Below are 19,295 nucleotides of genomic sequence, written 5' to 3' on the forward strand. Positions count from 1 at the left end.
CCACCACGGGTGAGGCCCCGTCTGCACAGCAGACGGGGCCTCACCGTTCTAAGCGGTGCGGTTGCCGCCGTCGTCGGCCTCTGATTCCCGGGCCGCCTTGGCCGCCTTTTGTACCACGGCCTCCAGCTCGTCTTTGCTGAGCAGCTCCTTGTGGAGGTGCTTGGTACGGTAGCCTGCGCGGCCCACCATATGAGCGGAAACGGGGACGGTGAGCAGCTGGAAGATCCAGGCCACGAGCAACACCGGCCACACCCACCACGTCCGCAGCTGCAGGCCTACGGAGGCAAGGAGCAGGAACAGCCCCAGTACCTGGGGCTTGGTGGCGGCATGCATGCGGCTCATCAGGTCGGGAAAGCGCAGCAGGCCGATGGCGGCGGCAAGGGACATCAGCGCGCCCACCACCATGAATACGGCCGACACCGCGTCGATCACCGCGTCCACGAGATTGGGTTCAGGGTTCACTGGGCTGCTCCCGCCTGTCGGCCACGAACCGGGCCACCGTCACTGAGCCGATAAAGCCGATAACGGAGACGGCAACCACCAGCATCAGGTTGTTCAGGTGCCGGTTCACGGCCATGTCGATGCACAGCGCCGCGCCGAGGATGGCCAGCAGCACGTCCGCTGCGAGGACCCGGTCCAAGAGCGACGGGCCGCGGGCGATGCGGATGATCGCCCCCGCGGCGGCGAGGGCCAGCGCCACAGCCGTGACGGTGAGGACAACCCCCATCATGCGCCGACCTCCTGGTTCAGGGCGGAAAGCTCTTCCTTCGTTCCCATGATCCGGATGAGCCCCGCCTCGGTGTCCCTGACTTCCTTGCGCAGTTTGATGACGTCCTCCCCGTTCCGTACGTTCAGTCCGTGGATGTAGAGGGTGGACGTGGACCTGTCCACCTCCACCACCAGTGATCCCGGAATCAGGGAGATCACGTGGCCGGTGGCCGTCACCATCAGGTCCGAATGGCTCCGCAACGGAACGGCGACGACGGCGTTGGTCACTTTGGGCCCCTGGGCCACCGCCAGGTAGAACACCTGGCAGCTCGCGGCCACCACCCGGCCGAGGAACGCCACTGCGAACGGAACGGCCCGCAGTACGTTGAAGCGTCCGCTCAGCTCCACCGGCGGAAGGTAGAACAGGCGCGCCACGGCAACGGCCAGCAGGGCGCCGAAGAGCAGGTTGCCCGGGCTGAAGTCCTGCCAGAGTGCTCCCCAGACGATGACCAGCCAGACCAGCAGCGGCAGTTCCTGCCGCAGGGACACCCTCCGCCGGCTCACTTTCCGCCTCCGCCCAGCGCCGCGGCCGGGACGAGCGCGGCGTCACCGAGCACCGCCTGGATGTAGGCGGACCTGTCGAGCATGGCTGCGGCAGACTGGTCCGCCACTCGGAAGAGCGGCCCGGCGAAGACGGTGAGCGCCACTCCCAGCACCACAAGGCCCAGCGTGGACCCCACCATGGTCCGCGGCAGCAAGCGAACCGCCGTCGCGCCGCCCTCCGGGGCGGTTTCCGTGGCGGGAACTGCCAGGAGTACCGGGTCGGGGTGCTCCGCGTCCTCGGCCTTGCGCCAGAACGCGCGGTTCCACACCCTGGCGACGGCCAGGAGGGTCAGGAGGCTCGTCAGCACGCCGCCGATCACCAGTGCGTAGGCCAGCGGGGTTCCGAGGCCGATACCGGCCTGCATCAGGCCGAGCTTGCCCAGGAAGCCCGAGAACGGCGGGATGCCGGCAAGGTTCATGGCGGGAACGAAGAACAGCAGCGCCAGCAGCGGGGACAGTTTGGCCAGCCCGGCCAGCCGGTCCACCGAGGAACTGCCGCCGCGGCGCTCAATGAGCCCGGTGACCAGGAAAAGGCTCGTCTGGATGGTGATGTGGTGCGCCACGTAAAACACGGCCGCCGCCAGGCCGGCCACCGAGGACATCGCCAAGCCGAACACCATGTAGCCGATGTGGCTGACCAGGGTGAAGGACAGTAGACGCTTGATGTCGCTTTGGGCGAGGGCGCCCAGGATGCCGACAATCATCGTCAGTAGCGCCACCACCATCAGGGGCGTGTTGAGGCTGTCCCCGGGGAACAGCAGGGTTTCCGTGCGGACCATCGCGTACACACCCACCTTGGTCAGCAGGCCGGCGAACACCGCCGTGACGGGAGCCGGCGCGGTGGGGTAGGAGTCCGGCAGCCAAAAGGACAGCGGGAACACGGCGGCCTTAATGCCGAAGGCCACCAGCAGCATGACGTGCAGGAGCGTCTTGGTGCCCTCGTCCAGCTCCGAGAGCTTGATGGCCAGGTCCGCCATGTTAATGGTGCCCGTTGCGCCGTAGACCATCGCGATGGCAATCAGGAACAGCACCGACGACACCACCGAGACCACCACGTACGTGACGCCTGCCCGGATGCGCGGGCCCGTGCCGCCGAGGGTCATCAGCACGTAGCTGGCGGTCAGCAGGATCTCGAAGCCGACGTACAGGTTGAACAGGTCCCCGGAGAGGAACGCGTTGGAGACGCCGGCCACGAGGATCAGGTACGTGGGGTGGAAGATCGACACCGGGGCGTCCTGGTCGCCGTCGGCCATGCCCTGCCCGGTGGCATACACGAGGACGGCGAGGCTCACCGCCGAGGACACCACGAGCATGAGCGATGAGAACTGGTCCACCACCAGGACAATCCCCCACGGCGGCACCCAGCCGCCGATGTTCACCGCTGCGGTGCCGCCGTTCCAGACGGACGCCAGGAGCAGGCACTCCAACAGCAGGGTGAGCGAGAGCAGGGCAATGCTCACCGCGCGCTGCGCGCGGGAATGCCGGATGAGCACGAACGTCAGCGCCGCCCCCAGGATGGGAAGTACGACGGCGAGCGGGGCAAGGCTTGCGAGGTTCACTTCGCGCCTCCTTCCGTGTCCGTGTCTGTGTCTGTGTCCGTGGTGAAGTTTGCGGAGCCGGGTTTCTCCTCCAGCGCCGCGTGCTCCGCCAGCAGCGTCCGCCCGCCTGCTTCGACGGTCGCCGTCGACTCGGCTGCTGCGGAACCGTCCGAGCCGAGCATGGGCAACGGGAACTCGGAGGTTTCCACGGGGATGACGGCGTCGTCCTCCGCATCGAAGCTGGGCGTTTCGGCAACGCGGCGGTCCTCGATGTCGTCCTGGATGTCGTCCTGCCGGGCAAGCAGCCAGGTCCGGTAGATGATGCCCAGCATGAAGGCCGTGACTGCGAAGGAAATGACGATGGACGTCAGGATCAGTGCCTGCGGCAGGGGGTCGTTGTAGGACCCGGGGTCCGTGTCCTTGCTGAAGAAGGGAGCCAGGCCGGCGTAGCCGCCGGTGGCGAGGATCAGCAGGTTGGTGGCGTTGGCCAGCAGCATCAGCCCCAGCAGCACGCGAGTGAGGCTGCGTTCCAGGATCAGGTAGATGCCGCAGGCGTAGAGCGCGCCCATGACGGTCAGCAGGGTCAGGTTAACGGTCATGCAGTGCCGCCTCGGGTTGATTCGGCCGGGACGCCGCCGGGCACTTCTTCGCTGGCCTCGTCCTGGATGCCCGCGGCGCCCTCCTGCGCGGCGCCGTCCTGCCCGTCCAGCTGCAGGGGACGTTCTTCAAAGTGCTCGTCGATCTCGGCGCCAAGGCTGCGCAGCACATCCAGCACCAGGCCGACGACCACGATGTAGACGCCGGTGTCGAAAATAGTGGAGGTGACGAACTTGATGTCCCCGAAGACCGGCAGCCAGAACTCGATAATGGCGCTCTGGAACACCTGGCCGCCCAGCAGCACTGGCGCGGCACCGGACAACGCGGCGGTGGCCAGGCCGATCCCGAGCAGGGTGCCGGCGCTGATGGGGGTGGCTTCGTGCAGTTCGAAGCGGCCACCCGCCAGGTAGCGCAGCGTGAGGGCCAGCCCGGCCATGAGCCCGCCCGCGAAGCCGCCGCCGGGGAGGTTGTGCCCGGCCAGCAGCAGGTAGAGCGAGAAGATGATCATCGAGTGGAAGACCAGGCGGGTGACCACTTCGAAGATGATGGAGCGGCGTTCCGGTGCCAGCGTGCGCCCGGCAACGAGCCAGGGGTCCCGTGCGGCCGCGGCGAACTTGCGGGTCAGCGCCAGGGCGGCACCGTCCCGAGATGATTTGTCCACGCCGTGGCGCCGGCCGACGGTCCCCTCAGCCACGGCGGACGCTGTGCGCAGCCGGTCCCCGCGGCCCCGGACGAAGATGAGGCTCGCCACGCCGGTCGCGGCGAGCGCCAGCACGGAGATTTCACCGAAGGTGTCCCACGCGCGGATGTCCACCAGGGTGACGTTGACGATGTTGAGCCCGCCGCCGCCCTCGTAGGCCAGCTGCGGGAACTCGAGGGAGACGGGCGTGGCGATCCGGGCACCCATGGCGTGGATGGCGGCGAAGACCATGGTGGCGCCGAAGGCCAGGCCGATGATCACGCGGACCACCCGGTACTTGCCGCCGGTGCGGTCGCGCAGCTCCGCCGGGAGGCTGCGCATGGCCAGCACGAACGCCACCAGGATGATTGTTTCCACGAGCATCTGCGTCAGGGCCAGGTCCGGGGCGCCCTGCAGCGCGAACATCAGGGCGATGCCGTAGCCGGTGACCGAGACCATGAGCACGGCAAGGAACCGCTTGTTGGCCCGGACGGCGGCTAGCGCCCCGATCACGATCCCGGCGCCTGCCACCAGCTGCAGTGGCGAGTTGGGGTCGACGAAATACAGCCCTTCGGGAAGTGGCTTGTTCGCGGCGATCAGGGCGGCCATGGGCAGGACGAAGGCAACGCTGAGGATCACGGCCAGGTAGAAGTACAGCGAACCGCGCTGCGTGCGTCCGGTGATCCACACTGCGACGTCGTCCAGGGCACCGATCGTAAGCTGGTAGCCGCGGTCGGCGTCGAACCAGGGCGGAATGGCGCTCTGGATCCGGTCCACCAGCCGGCGTCCGTAGAACATCGCCGCGCCGGCGGCGAACGTGATGGCAGTCAGTCCCAAGGCTGGTGTCAGCCCGTGCCACAGCGCCAGGTGCCCCGCGGCACCCGCCGTGGAGCCGGCGTCGGACGTTCCTTCCGTCAGCTGCGTTCCCTCGATAAACAGGGCCGCGTACGGCTGGATCCAGGCGTCCACAGGCGCCGGCCACAGGCCGTACACGATAGTGAGGACGCTCAGGGCTGCCGGGGCTGCCAGGAAGGAGGGGCGAATGGCCTTGAACGGGGTGCGCTCGACGCCCGGCTTCACCGCGAAGGCGCCCCACATGAAGCGCGCGCTGTAGGCGAAGGTTAACACCGAGCCGAGCACCACGCCCGCCAGGATCACTGCGCCCCAGGGGCCGTAGCCGGGCGCCGAGGCGAAGTGCAGGAACGCCTCGAGCACCGATTCCTTGGCCACGAACCCGCCCAGCAGCGGGATGCCGGCCATGGATGCGGCGCCGATGCCGGCCACAATGCCGAGGGCCCGGGAGGAGCGGAAAACACCCGAGAGTTTGCGGATGTCGCGCGTGCCGGACTGGTGGTCGATGATGCCCACTACGAGGAAGAGGGTGGCCTTGAAGAGCCCGTGAGCGAGCAGCATGGCGAGGCCTGCGAGGGCGGCGTCGGGCTTTCCGAGCCCCACCACCATGGTGATGAATCCCAGCTGGCTTACGGTGCCGTAGGCCAGGATGAGCTTGATGTCCGTCTGCCGCAGGGCGCGGTAGCCGCCCACCAGCATCGTGGCCAGGCCGAGCCCGAGGACCATCGGCAGCCAGTAGGCAGTGTCGGTGAAGCCCGGGGCGAGGCGTGCCACGATGTACACGCCGGCCTTCACCATGGCGGCGGCGTGCAGGTACGCACTCACGGGAGTTGGCGCGGCCATGGCGCCAGGCAGCCAGAAGTGGAACGGGACCAGCGCGGATTTGGTCACCGCACCGACCAGGATGAGGACGACGGCGGCGGCCACGGCTCCCGCTGCCGGCCCGGAAACCAGCCCTGGTGCCTGTTCGAGAATGGCGGAGATCCGGTAAGTGCCGGCGCTGGCGCCGAGCATAATCAGGCCAACGAGCATGGCCAGGCCGCCGGCGGTGGTGACCATGAGGGCCTGCAGCGCGGAGCGGCGGGCCGCCAGCCTTGTCCGTGCATAGCCGATCAGGAGGTAGGACAGGACCGTGGTGAGTTCCCAGAAGATGAACATCATGAGCAGGTCGTCCGCGGTGACGAGGCCGAACATCGCTCCGGCGAACGCCAGCAGCTGCGCGCCGAACCCGCCGAGGTAGCTGTCCTTGTCCTTGAAATACCGTGCGCAGTACACCAGCACCAGGGCGCCCACGCCGAGGACCAGCAGGGACATGACCCAAGCCAAGGCATCCATGCGGAAGGCGAATTCGAGGCCGAGGCCTGGAATCCACGGGACTGTTTCGACGGGTGCGCCGGTTTCTGCGGGGGATCCGATTGCTACAGGGGCGCCGGCGCCGTAGACCGCGGCATGCTGGAACAACAGCCACACAAACGAACCGGCCGGCACAGCGGCCAGCGCATAAAACGAGTTGCGCCCGAACTTCCGGAAGACGAACGGCGCCACAGCGGCCACCGCGAAGTGCACGGCAAGGACTGTGATCACTGGTATCTCCGCAAAGTCAGAATTCGGTTATCAAAAGTTGGAGCTGGCGGTCATTCGTTGGGTTCGGTTCCGACAGTTTATCAAGGGGTACTGACAGTTTTCCCCGCGCTGGCCGGGCGCAGGGTAAGTTTCGCGAGATCACGGGAGGGTTGTTGGGTCCCTGTTCGCCACGGGCGGATAGCATCGGCCTATGAACTCCGCAGCCGCATCCGAGGCAACGCAGCCGCCGTCGGAACTTGAAGCAGGGGCGCAGGCGTCCAGCAAGGGCCGCGTCCTTGCCTGGGCAGCCTGGGACTGGGGATCGGCGGCGTTCAACGCGGTCATGACGACGTTCGTCTTCACCGTCTACCTGACGTCCCAGGCGTTCGGCGGCGAAGACCGCGCCTCGGCGGTGCTCGGTGGAGCCCTGGCCATTGCGGGCGCCGCCATTGCCCTGCTCGCGCCCGTCACGGGCCAGCGGTCCGATACCGGGGGCCGCCGCAAGCTCTGGCTGGGAGTCAACACGGCCGCCGTCGCAATCCTGACAGCACTGTGCTTCTTCGTCTTTCCCCGGCCCGAATTCCTCCTCCTGGGCGTGTCCCTGATCGCCCTGGCCAACGTGTTCTTCGAGTTCGCGGGCGTGAACTACAACGCCATGCTGGCGCAGATTTCCACGCCCCGGAACATCGGCAAGGTCAGCGGGTTCGGCTGGGGCATGGGCTACCTCGGCGGCATCGTGGCTCTGCTCATCGTGCTCCAGCTTTTCGTGCAGCCGCGCTTCGAGTGGTTTGGCGCCTCCACGCAGGACAGCCTCAATATCCGGCTGGTGGCCGTGTTCTCGGCCCTGTGGTTCGTCATCTTCGCGCTGCCGGTCATGTTCGCCGTTCCGGAGCTGCCCAAGCCCAAGCGGGCCGCAAGTCTCGGTTTCCTGGCCTCCTATGGACTGCTGGCGCGCAGGATCAAGGCGATCTACCGGACCAGCCCGCACACCATCTTCTTCCTGCTGGCCAGCGCCATCTTCCGGGACGGGCTGGCGGCGGTCTTCACCTTCGGCGGGATCATCGCGGCCGGTACCTTCGGCTTCGAACTGCCGCAGGTCATCTTCTTCGCCATATTCGGCAACATCGTGGCGGCCGCAGGCGCGGTCATCGGCGGTTTCCTGGACGACAGGGTGGGGCCCAAGGCCGTGATCATCGGGTCCCTCACCGGCCTGCTGGTCGCCGGAACAGTCATCCTGGTACTGGGCAACGACAACCACACGCTCTTCGGGGTGCCGTGGTCAGGGGCCACGACGTTCTGGGTTTTCGGCCTGTTCCTTTGCCTGTTTGTTGGGCCGGCGCAGTCCTCGTCCCGCGCATACCTGGCACGGCTGGCCCCGCAGGGCGAATCCGGTGAGCTCTTCGGCCTGTACGCGACCACCGGCCGCGCCGTCAGCTTCCTCGCCCCGGCCCTGTTCACGCTGTGCATCACCGTTGCCACTCCCCTGGTGGCTCAGGGGGACGCGCAGCGCTGGGGCATTTTGGGCATCATGGTGGTGCTGCTCGCCGGGCTGCTGGTCCTCGTGCCGGTCAAGGCCCCGAGCGACGTCGAGGTCGCCGTCGTCCCCCAGTCCTAGCCCACCCCTAGCGCGAACGTACACTTGCGGCCCCGGAGGGCGCGAAGTTTCAGCCGAAATCGCGGGTTCGCAGACTAGGCTGATGTTATGAACGTGGAAGAGACGGACCTCCCGGGTTTGGGCCGGCGCAAGGACTTCATGACAGCATCCGGCCGGCGCATCGGGGTGGTGGAACTCCGCGAGGGCCAGACCGAACTGTTCGTCTCCACGTGGGATGACCCGGACACCTGCCAGGCCTCGATACCGCTGACCGGCGACGAGGCGGCAACACTGGGGAATCTGCTCGGCGGTCAGCACCTCGCGATGAAGCTGACGGAGGCGCACAGGGAAGTTCCGGGGATCACCACGAGGCAGTTCTCCATCGCCCCGGATTCCCCGTTCCAGAACCAGCCCATGGGCAAGGCCTGCATCCGCACCCGGTGCGGTGTTTCGATTGTGGCGATCATGCGTGAAGGTGAGGTGGTTCCCTCACCAGGTCCCGACGTCCTCCTTCACCCCGGTGACCTGCTGGTCGCCGTCGGCACCCAAGAAGGCCTGGACGCTGCGGCCGACATCCTGCGCAACGGCTGACCGTCATGGACCGCGTGGCCCTGACGCTCATCGAACTGGGGGCGGTCGTGTTCTGCCTCGGCCTGCTGGCCAGGCTGGCGGGGCGGATCGGGATGTCCCCCATTCCGCTGTACCTGGTGGGCGGGCTGTGCTTCGGTGCGGGCGGCGTGGTGGAACTGAGCGGCATGAAGGAGTTCTCCCACCTCGCGGGGGAGATCGGCGTCATCCTGCTCCTGCTTATGCTCGGTCTGGAATATACGGCAACGGAACTGGTGACCGGCCTCCGCAGATCGTGGAAGGGCGGCATCCTCGACTTCGTCCTGAATTTCGTGCCGGGGGCTGCGCTGGCTGCGCTGCTCGGGTGGGGAGTCGTCGGCGCCATGGTCATGGGCGGCGTCACATATATATCGTCGTCGGGCATTGCGGCCAAGGTCATCACGGACCTTGGCCGTATCGGTAACAGGGAAACGCCCGTGGTCCTCTCGATCCTCGTTTTCGAGGACCTGGCCATGGCGATTTACCTGCCGATCCTCACCGCCACGCTTGCCGGGGTCAGCTTCCTCGGCGGCATGCAGACCGTGGGCGTCTCGCTGGCCGTTGTCACCGTGGTGCTGCTGGTGGCCCTGCGGCACGGACACCACGTCTCCAAAGCCGTGCACAGCGAGAATTCCGAGGTTTTCCTGCTCAACCTGCTCGGCGCCGCCCTTCTCGTGTCCGGCCTGGCGGCCGCGCTCCAGGTGTCCGCCGCGGTGGGCGCCTTCATGCTCGGCATCGCCATCTCCGGCGCCACGGCGCACAGCGCAACGCGGATCCTCGAGCCGCTGCGTGACCTCTTCGCGGCCATCTTCTTCGTGGCGTTCGGGCTCAACACCGACCCCGCCTCCATCCCGCCGGTGCTGGCCTGGGCGCTTGTCCTGGCGGTTGTCACCGCTGCCACCAAGATCATCACCGGAGCCTGGGCCGCGAAGCACGCAGGCATCGCACGTCCGGGTCGTTTCCGCGCCGGAGCCGCGCTGATAGCACGCGGCGAGTTCTCCATCGTCATCGCCGGCCTCGCCGTGACCTCCGGAGTGGTGGCGGACGAGCTCGCCGCCCTGGCCACAGCCTACGTCCTGATCATGGCGGTCCTCGGCCCGTTGGCTGCCCGCTACATCGAGCCGCTCGTCAAGAAGTTCTCCCGCCCGGCGCGGCCGGAGCCGGTCCCGGCCTAGACTTGTGCGCACGTGACCGCCTCGGATTGGGCCGCGGCGTTCGTCGAAACGTGAGCTCTCGACGGTTTCGAAGCCGTTAAGCGATGAGATCTCACCTCTCGGCGCGCCACCCGCACCGCACCAACGCGTCCAGCACACGCTGAGCGCACCCGTCGAAGCCCCATGTCCTCACCTGCGACGCCGTGATCGTCACCGAAGTCCAGCCGATCGCCGCGATGGACTCATCCCGGCGGATGTCTGATTCGCGCTGGCGCGGTTCAAGGTGGTGCCTGCCGTCGTAGTTCACGGCCACTTTGAATTCGGGAAAAGCCTGATCCGGCCAGGCCAGTTCCCAGCCAGTTTCATCCGTGACCACGTAACCCAACTTCGGTTCGGGGAGACCCAGCCTGCCCAGTGCCAGCCGGAGCCGGGTTTCGGGCGCCGAGTCCGAGCCAACCCTGGCCAATCCCAGAGCCCTTTTGGCCTTGCGGATTCCCCGCGCACCGCTGCGGCCCTCCACCTGCTGCTGCAGATCGGCCAGGGAACACAGGGCAATTTTCCGTGGGCCAAAGCTTCGGGACTGGCTGCAGACGAAAAAATCAGCTGCAACCACCAGATCCTCGAGCTTAAGGATGGCGGCGAGATCCAGCCATGTCCGTGCCGGGCTCGTGACCGGAATGCCGTTGAGCTCCGTGACGTCGGCACCGAGTAACTCAAGCCGGTGGCCAGCCACCCCCTTCCGCACGGGCCGGTTTCCGCCGTCGAACCTCGCCAAATGCACCCGCAAGTCGGTCTGGACGCTCCACGGAAGCGGGCATCGCCACAGGCGGCCGGCGGTACCGAGGCAGCAGGCGGATGACGGACACAGCCCGGACAGTAGCCGACATGTGTGCGCGAAGTCCTGTTCGATGCCCCACGGCACGCGCACTCCACGGCTCGCCACCCGTAGGTCGCTGCGCCAGGCGCGGTGCGCGGCAACACCCGCAGAACGTTGCTCGTCGAGGGTGAAGGACCGGCCCGCGAGCTGGCCAGGCAGTGGCGACGGCTTTCTCATGGGCCATTGTGTGCACGTCCGGGCTGGTCCCCTGCGGTTATCCCCAGTGTGGAGGAGAGGTGACCAGGGCGCTCGTGCTACCGAGACGTGAGATCTCGACGCTTCCGAGGCTGCTAAGCGACGAGATCTCACCTCTCGGCGCGCAGAGCCCCGCGGGCTAAATGTCCGTGCGGTGGAAGTTCAGGTGGCTGCGGCTGGCGGTGGGCCCGCGCTGGCCCTGGTACCGGTTGCCGTACTCGCCGGAGCCGTAGGGGTACTCGGCAGCGGACGTCAGCCGGAAAAAACAGAGCTGGCCGATCTTCATGCCGGGCCAGAGCTTGATGGGCAGCGTGGCCATGTTGGACAGCTCCAGCGTGACGTGTCCGGAAAAGCCGGGGTCGATGAAGCCGGCCGTGGAGTGCGTCAGCAGGCCGAGGCGGCCCAGCGAGGACTTGCCCTCAAGGCGCGCGGCGATGTCGTCCGGCAGCGAGACGGTCTCGTAGGTGGAGCCGAGCACAAACTCGCCGGGGTGCAGGATGAACGCTTCACCCTCCTCCACCTCCACCAGCCGGGTCAGGTCGGGCTGATCCTCGGCGGGGTCGATGTGGGCGTACTTGTGGTTGTCGAACAGCCGGAAGAAGCGGTCGATCCGGACATCCACCGAGGACGGCTGGACCATCGCGGCGTCGAACGGATCGAGGACGATCCGTTCGGAATCAATTTCGGCACGAATGTCGCGGTCAGAGATCAGCACACCCTCAAAAATACCAGCCCCGTGCAGTACCGGAGTCTCGACGGCGAAGTCCTGTCACCGCCGTCGGCCGTCCCCGGCACGTGGGCGGGCGAGCGGCTACCCAGTAAATGCGCCCCAGCACAAGCGGAAAAGCCGGGTCTCAGTCTGCCGTCGTACGCTCTTCGATAACGCCGGGCAGCTTCTCAAGCTGCCGCACCGCTGCGCGAAGCCGGCCCCGGTATGCCGGGCGGACAAAGCTCCAGAAACTCTTGGACGGGGCCTCCAGCGCGAACCGCACCCGGGTTCCGGCGCGCTCGGTGCTGAGGTAAAAACCGCCGCGTAGGAGGGACGGGCCGGACACCACCTGGAACTGGATTTCGGCGCCGGGCCGGGCTTGGGTGATCTGGTAATCCCGTGCCACGGGGCGGCCCCGGGGACCGTCCATGGTGACCTGGTACCCGGCTCCCACGCTGCCGGCGCTGCCCGAACTGAGCCCTACGCTCCGGACATCGGTCTGCCATCTCGGTAGATTGGCGCCGTCCAGGAGGAATGAGTACACCGTCATGGCGTCGCGCGCAACGAGGACCTCGTGTTCTGCACCTGCCATGGGGATCCTTATCCGACGTCGGGCCCTGTCTTGCGTAGCCCGTTCCCCTGTACTGCAACTAACGAGATTCAGGATAGCCACCTGCGCCGGTCCGCGGCCGCGCACCGCCCGGGCCTTTACCGAACAGTTACGGGAGCCTCCGTGTCTGGGTTTGCCGATGCGCCCCGGGCCGCATCAAAGATGGCCGGCGGCGCCGCACAACTACGCTAAGCTAGGTTCTGCCCCGGGCAGTTTCCGGTGCGACTGCGGCTGTAGCTCAATGGTAGAGCGCTAGCTTCCCAAGCTTGATACGCGGGTTCGATTCCCGTCAGCCGCTCCAAACCTTCCTTGAATGCGCCTCTGGCGTCACGCCGCCCGGCGCACCACCCGCAGCAGTCCCCGCCGGTTCCGCAGGTCCACCTTCAGCGTCAGCTCGCCTTTGCGGGCAAGCACGACGGCGACAGTCGCCGCCGCGAGCGCCGGCACCCCTCCCGCCACCAGCAGCCCGGCGTGCGGATCCACGTGCTCGGCGATGAACCCGATGATGGGTCCGCCGAGGGCCTGTCCGCCGATCAGCACCATGATGTACAGGCTCATCACGCGGCCGCGGATGCCCATGTTGGAGCTGGTCTGCACCAGCTGGTTGGATGCGGTGAGGAACATCAGGCACCAGAAGCCGGACAGCACCAGGGCGGCGCCGAAGAGCGGCAGGGTGGGCACGGCCGCTGAAAGGCACAGCATCAGCCCGTACATGCCGGCCGCCAGGACCACGGACCGCAGCCGCAGCTGCCGCCGCCGGGTGGAGGCGATCGCCCCGGTCAGCGCCCCGAGGGCCACAAGTGCATTCAGCATCCCGTAGCCGCCGGCGCCGATGCTATACACGCGGTCCGCGAACGCGGCGAGCAGCACCGGCAGGCTCATGGCGAACACGGAGATGAAGCCCACCATGAGCCACGGCCAATAAATGGTGGGCTTGCTCAGCGCGTACCGCAGCCCTTCCCGCAGCATGCCCTTGGACTTGGGCGCCGGCGCGCTGACGAACAGCTCGTCGCGCCGCAGCAGCAGGAGCATGGCCACGGTGGAACAGCAGGCCGCGGCGTTGGCAGCGAACGCCCAGCCGGCGCCGACGGCGGTCAGCAGCACCCCGGCGATTGCCGGACCGATCAGGCCGCCCAGCTGGAACGTCGTCGAGTTCACGCTGATGGCATTGCGCAGATACCGGGGCCCCACCAGCTCATGGACGAACACCTGCCGGGCCGGCTGGTCCAGCACTGTGACGAGGCCAAGTACCAGCGCGATGGCGTAGACATGCCAGACCTCGATCATCCCGCTGAGCGCCAGGACGGCAAGAGCCGCGGCGAGGACAGCCGCGGCCGACTGACACGCAATGAGGATTTTGCGCTTGGAGAACCGGTCCGCGATCATTCCGCCCCACGGTCCCAGCAGAAGCGATGGCAGGAACTGCAGTGCCACTGTGAAGCCGACGGCGGTGACGGAGCCGGAGAGCTGGAGCACCAGCCAGTCCTGGGCGATCCGCTGCATCCAGATGGCAATAACGGCAACGAAGTGACCCATGGCGAAGAGGCGGAAGTTGGGAACCCGGAGTGAGATGAAGGTGTGACGCCACGGAAGGCGTTCACTGGCGACGGCGACGGGCTGGGTGACGGTGGCCAGTGGCGGCGGTGGGGGTGTCACAGGGGTTCCTCAGGTGAGCGGGCCGGCGGGGATGTCCTCAACGCTATGGCGCGCACCTTCAATTGTGGAAGACTATTGCTCCTATAACTATTATTGCCGAACGTAATGGTCGCCCGCCCTCGAGGAGCCCTCAATGTTCGAACCGGCCCAGCTCCGATCGTTCCTGGCCGTTGCCGAAACACTGAGCTTCACCAAAGCAGCAGAACGCCTGGGCCTGGCCCAGCCGACGGTCAGCCAGCACGTGCGCAAGCTCGAGGCCGCGGCCAAGCGGACGCTCATCAGCCGCGACACGAGGGACGTCAGGCTGACGGACAACGGCGATGCCATGGCCGGCTTCGCACGGAGCATCCTCGCGGCCCACGATGCCGCAGCCCGCTACTTTTCCGGTTCGGCCATGCGCGGACGGCTGCGCTTCGGCACGGCCGATGACCTCGCCATCACCGGGCTGCCGCGCATCCTGCGCGAGTTCCGGCAGATCTACCCGCAGATCAACCTCGAGCTCACCGTCGGCCAGAGCGACCAGCTGTACAAGCGCCTGAATTCCGGCCAGCTGGACCTCGTGTTCGTGAAGTGGGTGGCCGGCGCGAAGGACGGCACGGTGGTCCAGCACGATACGTTTTCCTGGGTGGGCCTCGAACAGACAGTGCTGGAACCCGGCCATCCGGTGCCGCTGATCGCCTATCCCGCGCCCAGCCTGAGCCGCAAGCTTGCCATCGACGCGCTCGAATCCGTGGGCCGGACCTGGCGCATTACCTGCACCACCAAGCAGATCAGCGGCGTGCTGGCGGCAGTCCGCGCCGGCATCGGGGTGGCCGTGATGCCGTCGTCGCTGGTGCCCGAGGACCTGAAAACCATCACCCGACGCTTCGAGCTGCCGCCGGTAGGGGATGTCGATTTCACGCTGATCAGGAACCCGCTGGCGAACGCCGAAGTCATCGACGCCCTGACCCAGGCCATCATGGGAAGAGCCCTCAAGAAGCCTGTTTGAGCCGGCCCGGCGCGGGGTACGGCAGCAAAAATGATTGATAACGGTTCGCAGCTGGCCTATGCTGTGACTGTTGCGGTCATGCAGCGGCCGATAACATGCACAGGTTTCGATTACGAACATGCCAGGTAATGACGCCCGTGTGTTCGGGATAGGTACGCCGTGACAACAGCCGCAAACCCCCGCTTTACCCGCCACTCCATGACTGTGGACGCCGAATACGTCGGCCAGCCCAACTGCGAAAAATGCGGAACAGACGAGTTCATCTACCTTGAGTCCTTCGTGCCGCCCAAGCACCGCCAGGACGGCACCGTCCGGAAACTGGGCGAAGTCGCGTACACCTGCACGCGCTGCGAGGACTTCTCCGCACACAGCGTCCCCGCGTCGTGGGCTCCACCCGGCTGGTATCTGGGCTAGGCAGCAAAAGCTAAGCAACAAAGCAAGAGAACGGGCGGGCACCTGGAGGGTGCCCGCCCGTTCTCTCGTCTTATCAGCCTCGCTGGATCAGCGAGGCCCTGGATCGGCGAGGCCCTGGATCGGCGAGTAACTAGATCAGTGAATCGGACAGGTGGTTGGGCGTGCCGAACCGGTGCGCCGTGATGCTGACGGCCTGCTCGTGCAGGAACGGCAGCATTTCAATACGGCCGGCCTCCGTCACCTCGTGGGCGTAGATGGCCAGGTCCGGACGGCCGCCGGTCGCTTCGGCCAGGTCAGCCGCGGAGCCGCCGATCAGGCGGATGCGTCCGCCGGAAAGCTTGTCCGCCGCGGCGAGATGTCCCGCGGATGCCAGCCACTCGGCGTCGTTCTCCACCGTCACAGGGATGTCCAGCCCGGTGAGCACGGAACGCAGCTGGGCGGGAAGTTCAACGCCGGAGGAGACGGTGAGCGGGGCAGCGGGCAGAACGCCGGCGGCTACTGTCCGGACGAGCGCCCGGAGGGAACCGCCGTCGGACAGCCGGACGGTGACCGGCAGCGCCCGGTAGCGGAAAATGTTCCGCTCGGCGCTCAGGCCCGAGACGTCCTTGGCGGTGCCGAATTCGTCCGCCCAGGCGAGGGCGTCAGAGCCGAGCGACCGCCGCAGGGCCTCAATGTCAGCAGCGTTGAGTTCGCCCTTCACGGCGTCCACGAGCCGCTGCACCCTGCGGTTCGAGATGCCCGCCGCGGCACCCTGGGTGCTCTCGGCGGTGGTCCAGCCGCCGAGGCCGGCGAGGTAGTTAGGGCCGCCCGCCTTGGTGCCGGCGCCAACTGCCGACTTCTTCCAGCCGCCGAACGGCTGGCGCTGCACGATGGCACCGGTGATGCCGCGGTTGATGTAGAGGTTGCCGGCCTGGATGGTGTCCAGCCACAGCCCCAGCTCATCGGTGTTGAGGGAGTGCAGGCCGGCGGTGAGGCCGTACTCGATCTGGTTCTGGATGGCGATGGCCTCTTCCAGGGTGTCCGCGGTCATGACGCCGAGGACGGGACCGAAGAACTCGGTCAGGTGGAAGTAGGAACCGCGCTTGACGCCGTAACGCACGCCCGGGCTCCAAAGCCGGCCGGTGTCATCGAGCTTGCGGGGCTCGACGGCCCAGTTCTCACCGTCACCGAGGGTGGTCAGCGCGTTGAGCAGCTTGCCCTTCGCCGGCTCAATGATCGGGCCCATCTGGCTGGTGGGGTCCTCCGGGTAACCGACCTTCAGCGAGGTGACGGCGTCGATCAGCTGGTTGTGGAACCGCTTGGACTTGGCAACCGAGCCCACCAGGATCACCAGTGAGGCGGCGGAGCACTTCTGCCCGGCGTGGCCGAAGGCCGAGTAGGCAACGTCTTTCGCGGCGAGGTCCAGGTCTGCGCTGGGGGTGACGATGATGGCGTTCTTGCCGCTGGTCTCCGCGAGCAGCGGCAGGTCCTTGCGGAAGGAGCGGAACAGTTCGGCGGTTTCGTAGCCGCCGGTCAGGATCACGCGGTCCACGGCCGGGTGGGAGATCAGCTGCTGGCCGAGCTCGCGTTCGCCCAGCTGGACCATGGTGAGCACGTCGCGGGGCACGCCGGCCTCCCACAGCGCCTCAATCATCACGGCACCGCTGCGGCGGGCCTGCTTGGCAGGCTTGATCACGACGGCGGAGCCGGCGGCGAGTGCCGCGAGCGTGGAACCGGCGGGGATGGCCACCGGGAAGTTCCACGGCGGGGTGACCACGGTGAGCTTCGCCGGAACGAAGGTGGCGCCGTCGACTTGGTCCAGCTTGCGGGCGGACTCGGCGTAGTAGTGGGCGAAGTCCACGGCCTCGCTGACTTCGGGGTCGCCCTGGTCGATGGTCTTGCCGGTCTCGCTGGCCATGACCTCGAGCAGGTCGGCGCGGCGGGCCTCGAGGACGTCGCCGGCGCGGTGCAGGATTTCGGCACGCTCGGCGCCGGACAGCGCACCCCAGGCCTTGCCCTTCTCGACGGCCGTGGCAATCACGGTGTTGAGGGTGTCCGCGTCGGTGATGGTGGCGGCCTCAACGGCTGCGTTGCCCAGGGTGGACGTGGGGACTCGCTCAAGGATGGCCCGGCCCCAGTCGCGGTTGGCGGGCAGGGACGGGTCCGTGTCCGGGGTGTTGTGGAATCCGGTCCGGGGCATCAGCTCCGCCGGGAGGCTGCGGTTCTGCTGCCGGTTGGGCGGCGGGACCTCGTCGTCGAGCTCTTCCAGGGAGGACAGGAAGCGCTGCTTTTCGCGCTCGAACAATCCTTCGTTTTCGCTGAGTTCGAAGACGGCGGACATGAAGTTTTCCTGGCTGGCGCCCTCTTCGAGGCGGCGGATCAGGTAGGCGATGGCGACGTCGAATTCGGCCGGGTGCACCACGGGCGTGTAGAGCAGCAGCGAGCCGACGTCCTTCTTGACCGCCTCGGCCTGGCCCTGTGCCATGCCGAGCAGCATCTCGAATTCGATACTCTGCTGTGCGGTATCCGCGATGCCGCGCTGCTTGGCCAGCAGCCAGGCGAAGGCAATGTCGAACAGGTTGTGCCCGGCGACGCCGATGCGGACGTTGCCGATCCGGTCCGGGTGCAGCGCGTAGTTGATGACGCGCTTGTAGTTGATGTCCGAGTCCAGCTTGGTGCCCCAGGTGGCCAGCGGCCAGTCGTGCAGCGAGGACTCCACCTGCTCCATGGGAAGGTTTGCACCCTTGACCACGCGGACCTTGATGGCCGCGCCGCCGTCTGCGCGGCGGGCGGCTGCCCATTCCTGCAGCCGGATCATGGCGGCGAGCGCGTCCGGGAGGTAGGCCTGGAGCACGATGCCGGCCTCCAGGTTCTTGAACTCGGGCTTGTCCAGGATCCGGGTGAAGACCGCGATGGTCATGTCCAGGTCCTTGTACTCCTCCATGTCCAGGTTGATGAACTTATTCTTTTGCCCGGCGGCGGAGTAGGAGGCGGCGCGGGCGAACAGCGGGGTGAGCTTTTCGACGACGTGCTCCACGGCCTCGTCGAAGGCCCAGGCGGAGTGCGGGGCCACGGTGGAGGACACTTTAATGGAAACATAGTCCACGTCCGGGCGGGCCAGCAGGGTGTGGGTTCCCTCGAGCCGGCGGGAGGCTTCGTGTTCGCCGAGCACGGCCTCGCCGAGCAGGTTCACGTTGAGCTTGATGCCGTCCTTGCGGATCTTGGCGATGGCCGGGCCCAGCTTGGAGTCGGTGGCGTCAACGATGAGGTGGCCCACCATCTCGCGGAGGACTTTGCGGGCCACGGGAATGACAACCTGCGGCAGGACCGGGGCCATGAGGCCGCCCGCCTGGACAGCGCTGCGCATGTACCAGGGCAGGAAGGCGGGAACCTTCGGGGCGAGGGCTGCGAGGTTGCGGGCAGCGACGTGCAGGTCCTCGGGACGGACCACGCCGTCGACGAAGCCCACGGTGAAGTCCAGGCCGTTGGGGTCCTTCAGGACGCCGGCGAGCTGCTCTGCGGAAGCGTCTACGGGCACCTTCGCGGCTTCGGTCAGCCAGCGGCGGACGAGGGCGATTGCGTCAGCGGCCAGGGCGGTCGCTTCGGCGACGTCGGACCCTGCCGAGGGAGTGGCGACGGCGCCGGCTACAGCGGCGTCCTTGCCTGCCTGCACGCGGTGATCCGTGGCGGTGTTGGTCATGGCTTTCCTCGTTCTTTCAGTGCGAAGTGATCGTCTTATTCATCAGTATGAGCCTCGCTTCCCTTAAGATAAAGCGATCTTTCCTTAGCAATACACGTTAGAAATACCGATCGTTCTGTATCTCGTTCGGACGCCCATTAACCACGCCGCCCAGGGCCCCGCGAGGGACGTGAGGACGCGTTGGGAGAATCCCTGCAGGACGTGACGAAGGGTCGAGGGAAATGCTGCAGGAACTGATAGAGCGTTGAAGACCCCAAACGCTCTCTCAGCTTC

At 67.0% G+C, this 19,295-nt stretch carries 16 protein-coding genes and 1 tRNA gene; 6 read left to right on the forward strand and 11 right to left on the reverse strand.

Translation table 11 applies throughout. The features are described from left to right. Positions 1-48: 48 nt before the first annotated feature. Genes mnhG through DBZ45_RS02325 form a run of 6 tightly spaced genes read right to left on the reverse strand, consistent with a single transcriptional unit; the run spans position 49 to position 6,561 of the window. The gene (gene mnhG / locus DBZ45_RS02300) at positions 49-462 is read right to left on the reverse strand and encodes a monovalent cation/H(+) antiporter subunit G (protein ID WP_111902364.1); all 414 of its coding nucleotides are present in this window, start codon (positions 460-462) and stop codon (positions 49-51) included. After that, complete coding sequence (locus tag DBZ45_RS02305; RefSeq protein ID WP_111902365.1) at positions 452-730, reverse strand: monovalent cation/H+ antiporter complex subunit F; 279 nt, start codon at positions 728-730, stop codon at positions 452-454. Before DBZ45_RS02305 ends, mnhG begins: the two co-directional genes overlap by 11 nt. Further along, positions 727-1,272, reverse strand: coding sequence for a Na+/H+ antiporter subunit E (locus DBZ45_RS02310; RefSeq protein WP_111902366.1), 546 nt, complete (start codon positions 1,270-1,272; stop codon positions 727-729). Before DBZ45_RS02310 ends, DBZ45_RS02305 begins: the two co-directional genes overlap by 4 nt. Next, positions 1,269-2,870, reverse strand: a complete 1,602-nt coding sequence (locus DBZ45_RS02315; protein WP_111902367.1) for a Na+/H+ antiporter subunit D — start codon at positions 2,868-2,870, stop codon at positions 1,269-1,271. Before DBZ45_RS02315 ends, DBZ45_RS02310 begins: the two co-directional genes overlap by 4 nt. Beyond that, entirely contained in the window at positions 2,867-3,448 is a 582-nt protein-coding gene (locus DBZ45_RS02320; protein WP_111902368.1) for a Na(+)/H(+) antiporter subunit C, read from the reverse strand. Before DBZ45_RS02320 ends, DBZ45_RS02315 begins: the two co-directional genes overlap by 4 nt. Continuing rightward, positions 3,445-6,561, reverse strand: a complete 3,117-nt coding sequence (locus tag DBZ45_RS02325) for a Na+/H+ antiporter subunit A (protein WP_111902369.1) — start codon at positions 6,559-6,561, stop codon at positions 3,445-3,447. The genes DBZ45_RS02320 and DBZ45_RS02325 overlap by 4 nt, the downstream gene beginning before the upstream one ends. Positions 6,562-6,751: 190 nt before the next feature. Between DBZ45_RS02325 and DBZ45_RS02330 the strand changes: the two genes are divergently transcribed. From DBZ45_RS02330 to DBZ45_RS02340, 3 genes are all read left to right on the forward strand, one after another. Further along, positions 6,752-8,155: an MFS transporter gene (locus DBZ45_RS02330; protein ID WP_111902370.1), complete on the forward strand. Its 1,404-nt coding sequence runs from the start codon at positions 6,752-6,754 to the stop codon at positions 8,153-8,155. Positions 8,156-8,242: 87 nt separating this feature from the next. Beyond that, complete coding sequence (locus DBZ45_RS02335; RefSeq protein WP_111902371.1) at positions 8,243-8,725, forward strand: cation:proton antiporter regulatory subunit; 483 nt, start codon at positions 8,243-8,245, stop codon at positions 8,723-8,725. 5 nt (positions 8,726-8,730) lie between these two features. Then, positions 8,731-9,915, forward strand: a complete 1,185-nt coding sequence (locus DBZ45_RS02340; RefSeq protein ID WP_111902372.1) for a cation:proton antiporter — start codon at positions 8,731-8,733, stop codon at positions 9,913-9,915. A gap of 91 nt (positions 9,916-10,006) precedes the next feature. On the opposite strand, the gene DBZ45_RS02345 is transcribed toward DBZ45_RS02340, so the two are convergent. From DBZ45_RS02345 to DBZ45_RS02355, 3 genes are all read right to left on the reverse strand, one after another. Continuing rightward, positions 10,007-10,948 carry a hypothetical protein gene (locus DBZ45_RS02345; protein WP_111902373.1) on the reverse strand — a complete coding sequence of 314 codons (942 nt, stop codon included), beginning with the start codon at positions 10,946-10,948 and terminating at the stop codon, positions 10,007-10,009. Positions 10,949-11,105: 157 nt separating this feature from the next. Then, positions 11,106-11,681, reverse strand: coding sequence for a dCTP deaminase (gene dcd / locus DBZ45_RS02350; RefSeq protein ID WP_111902374.1), 576 nt, complete (start codon positions 11,679-11,681; stop codon positions 11,106-11,108). A gap of 139 nt (positions 11,682-11,820) precedes the next feature. Further along, positions 11,821-12,267: an SRPBCC family protein gene (locus DBZ45_RS02355; RefSeq protein WP_111902375.1), complete on the reverse strand. Its 447-nt coding sequence runs from the start codon at positions 12,265-12,267 to the stop codon at positions 11,821-11,823. 245 nt (positions 12,268-12,512) lie between these two features. On the opposite strand from DBZ45_RS02355, the gene DBZ45_RS02360 reads away from it, so the two are divergent. Then, positions 12,513-12,586: transfer RNA gene (locus DBZ45_RS02360), tRNA-Gly, on the forward strand. Positions 12,587-12,612: 26 nt separating this feature from the next. Here DBZ45_RS02360 and DBZ45_RS02365 read toward each other — a convergent pair. Next, entirely contained in the window at positions 12,613-13,941 is a 1,329-nt protein-coding gene (locus DBZ45_RS02365) for an MFS transporter (RefSeq protein ID WP_111902376.1), read from the reverse strand. Positions 13,942-14,074: 133 nt separating this feature from the next. Here DBZ45_RS02365 and DBZ45_RS02370 point away from each other — a divergent pair, with 133 nt between their 5' ends. Next, a complete protein-coding gene (locus tag DBZ45_RS02370; protein WP_111902377.1) occupies positions 14,075-14,929 on the forward strand; it encodes a LysR family transcriptional regulator in 855 nt (284 codons plus the stop codon). Between the two features lie 159 nt (positions 14,930-15,088). Continuing rightward, complete coding sequence (locus DBZ45_RS02375; protein ID WP_223256880.1) at positions 15,089-15,343, forward strand: hypothetical protein; 255 nt, start codon at positions 15,089-15,091, stop codon at positions 15,341-15,343. 130 nt (positions 15,344-15,473) lie between these two features. Here the strand turns inward: DBZ45_RS02375 and DBZ45_RS02380 are convergent, their stop codons facing one another. Continuing rightward, positions 15,474-19,022 (reverse strand): bifunctional proline dehydrogenase/L-glutamate gamma-semialdehyde dehydrogenase, encoded by a 3,549-nt coding sequence (locus DBZ45_RS02380; RefSeq protein WP_111902378.1) that lies wholly within the window; start codon positions 19,020-19,022, stop codon positions 15,474-15,476. Positions 19,023-19,295 lie beyond the last annotated feature (273 nt).

The organism is Arthrobacter globiformis (assembly GCF_003261175.1).
Taxonomy (GTDB): Bacteria; Actinomycetota; Actinomycetes; order Actinomycetales; family Micrococcaceae; genus Arthrobacter; species Arthrobacter globiformis_A.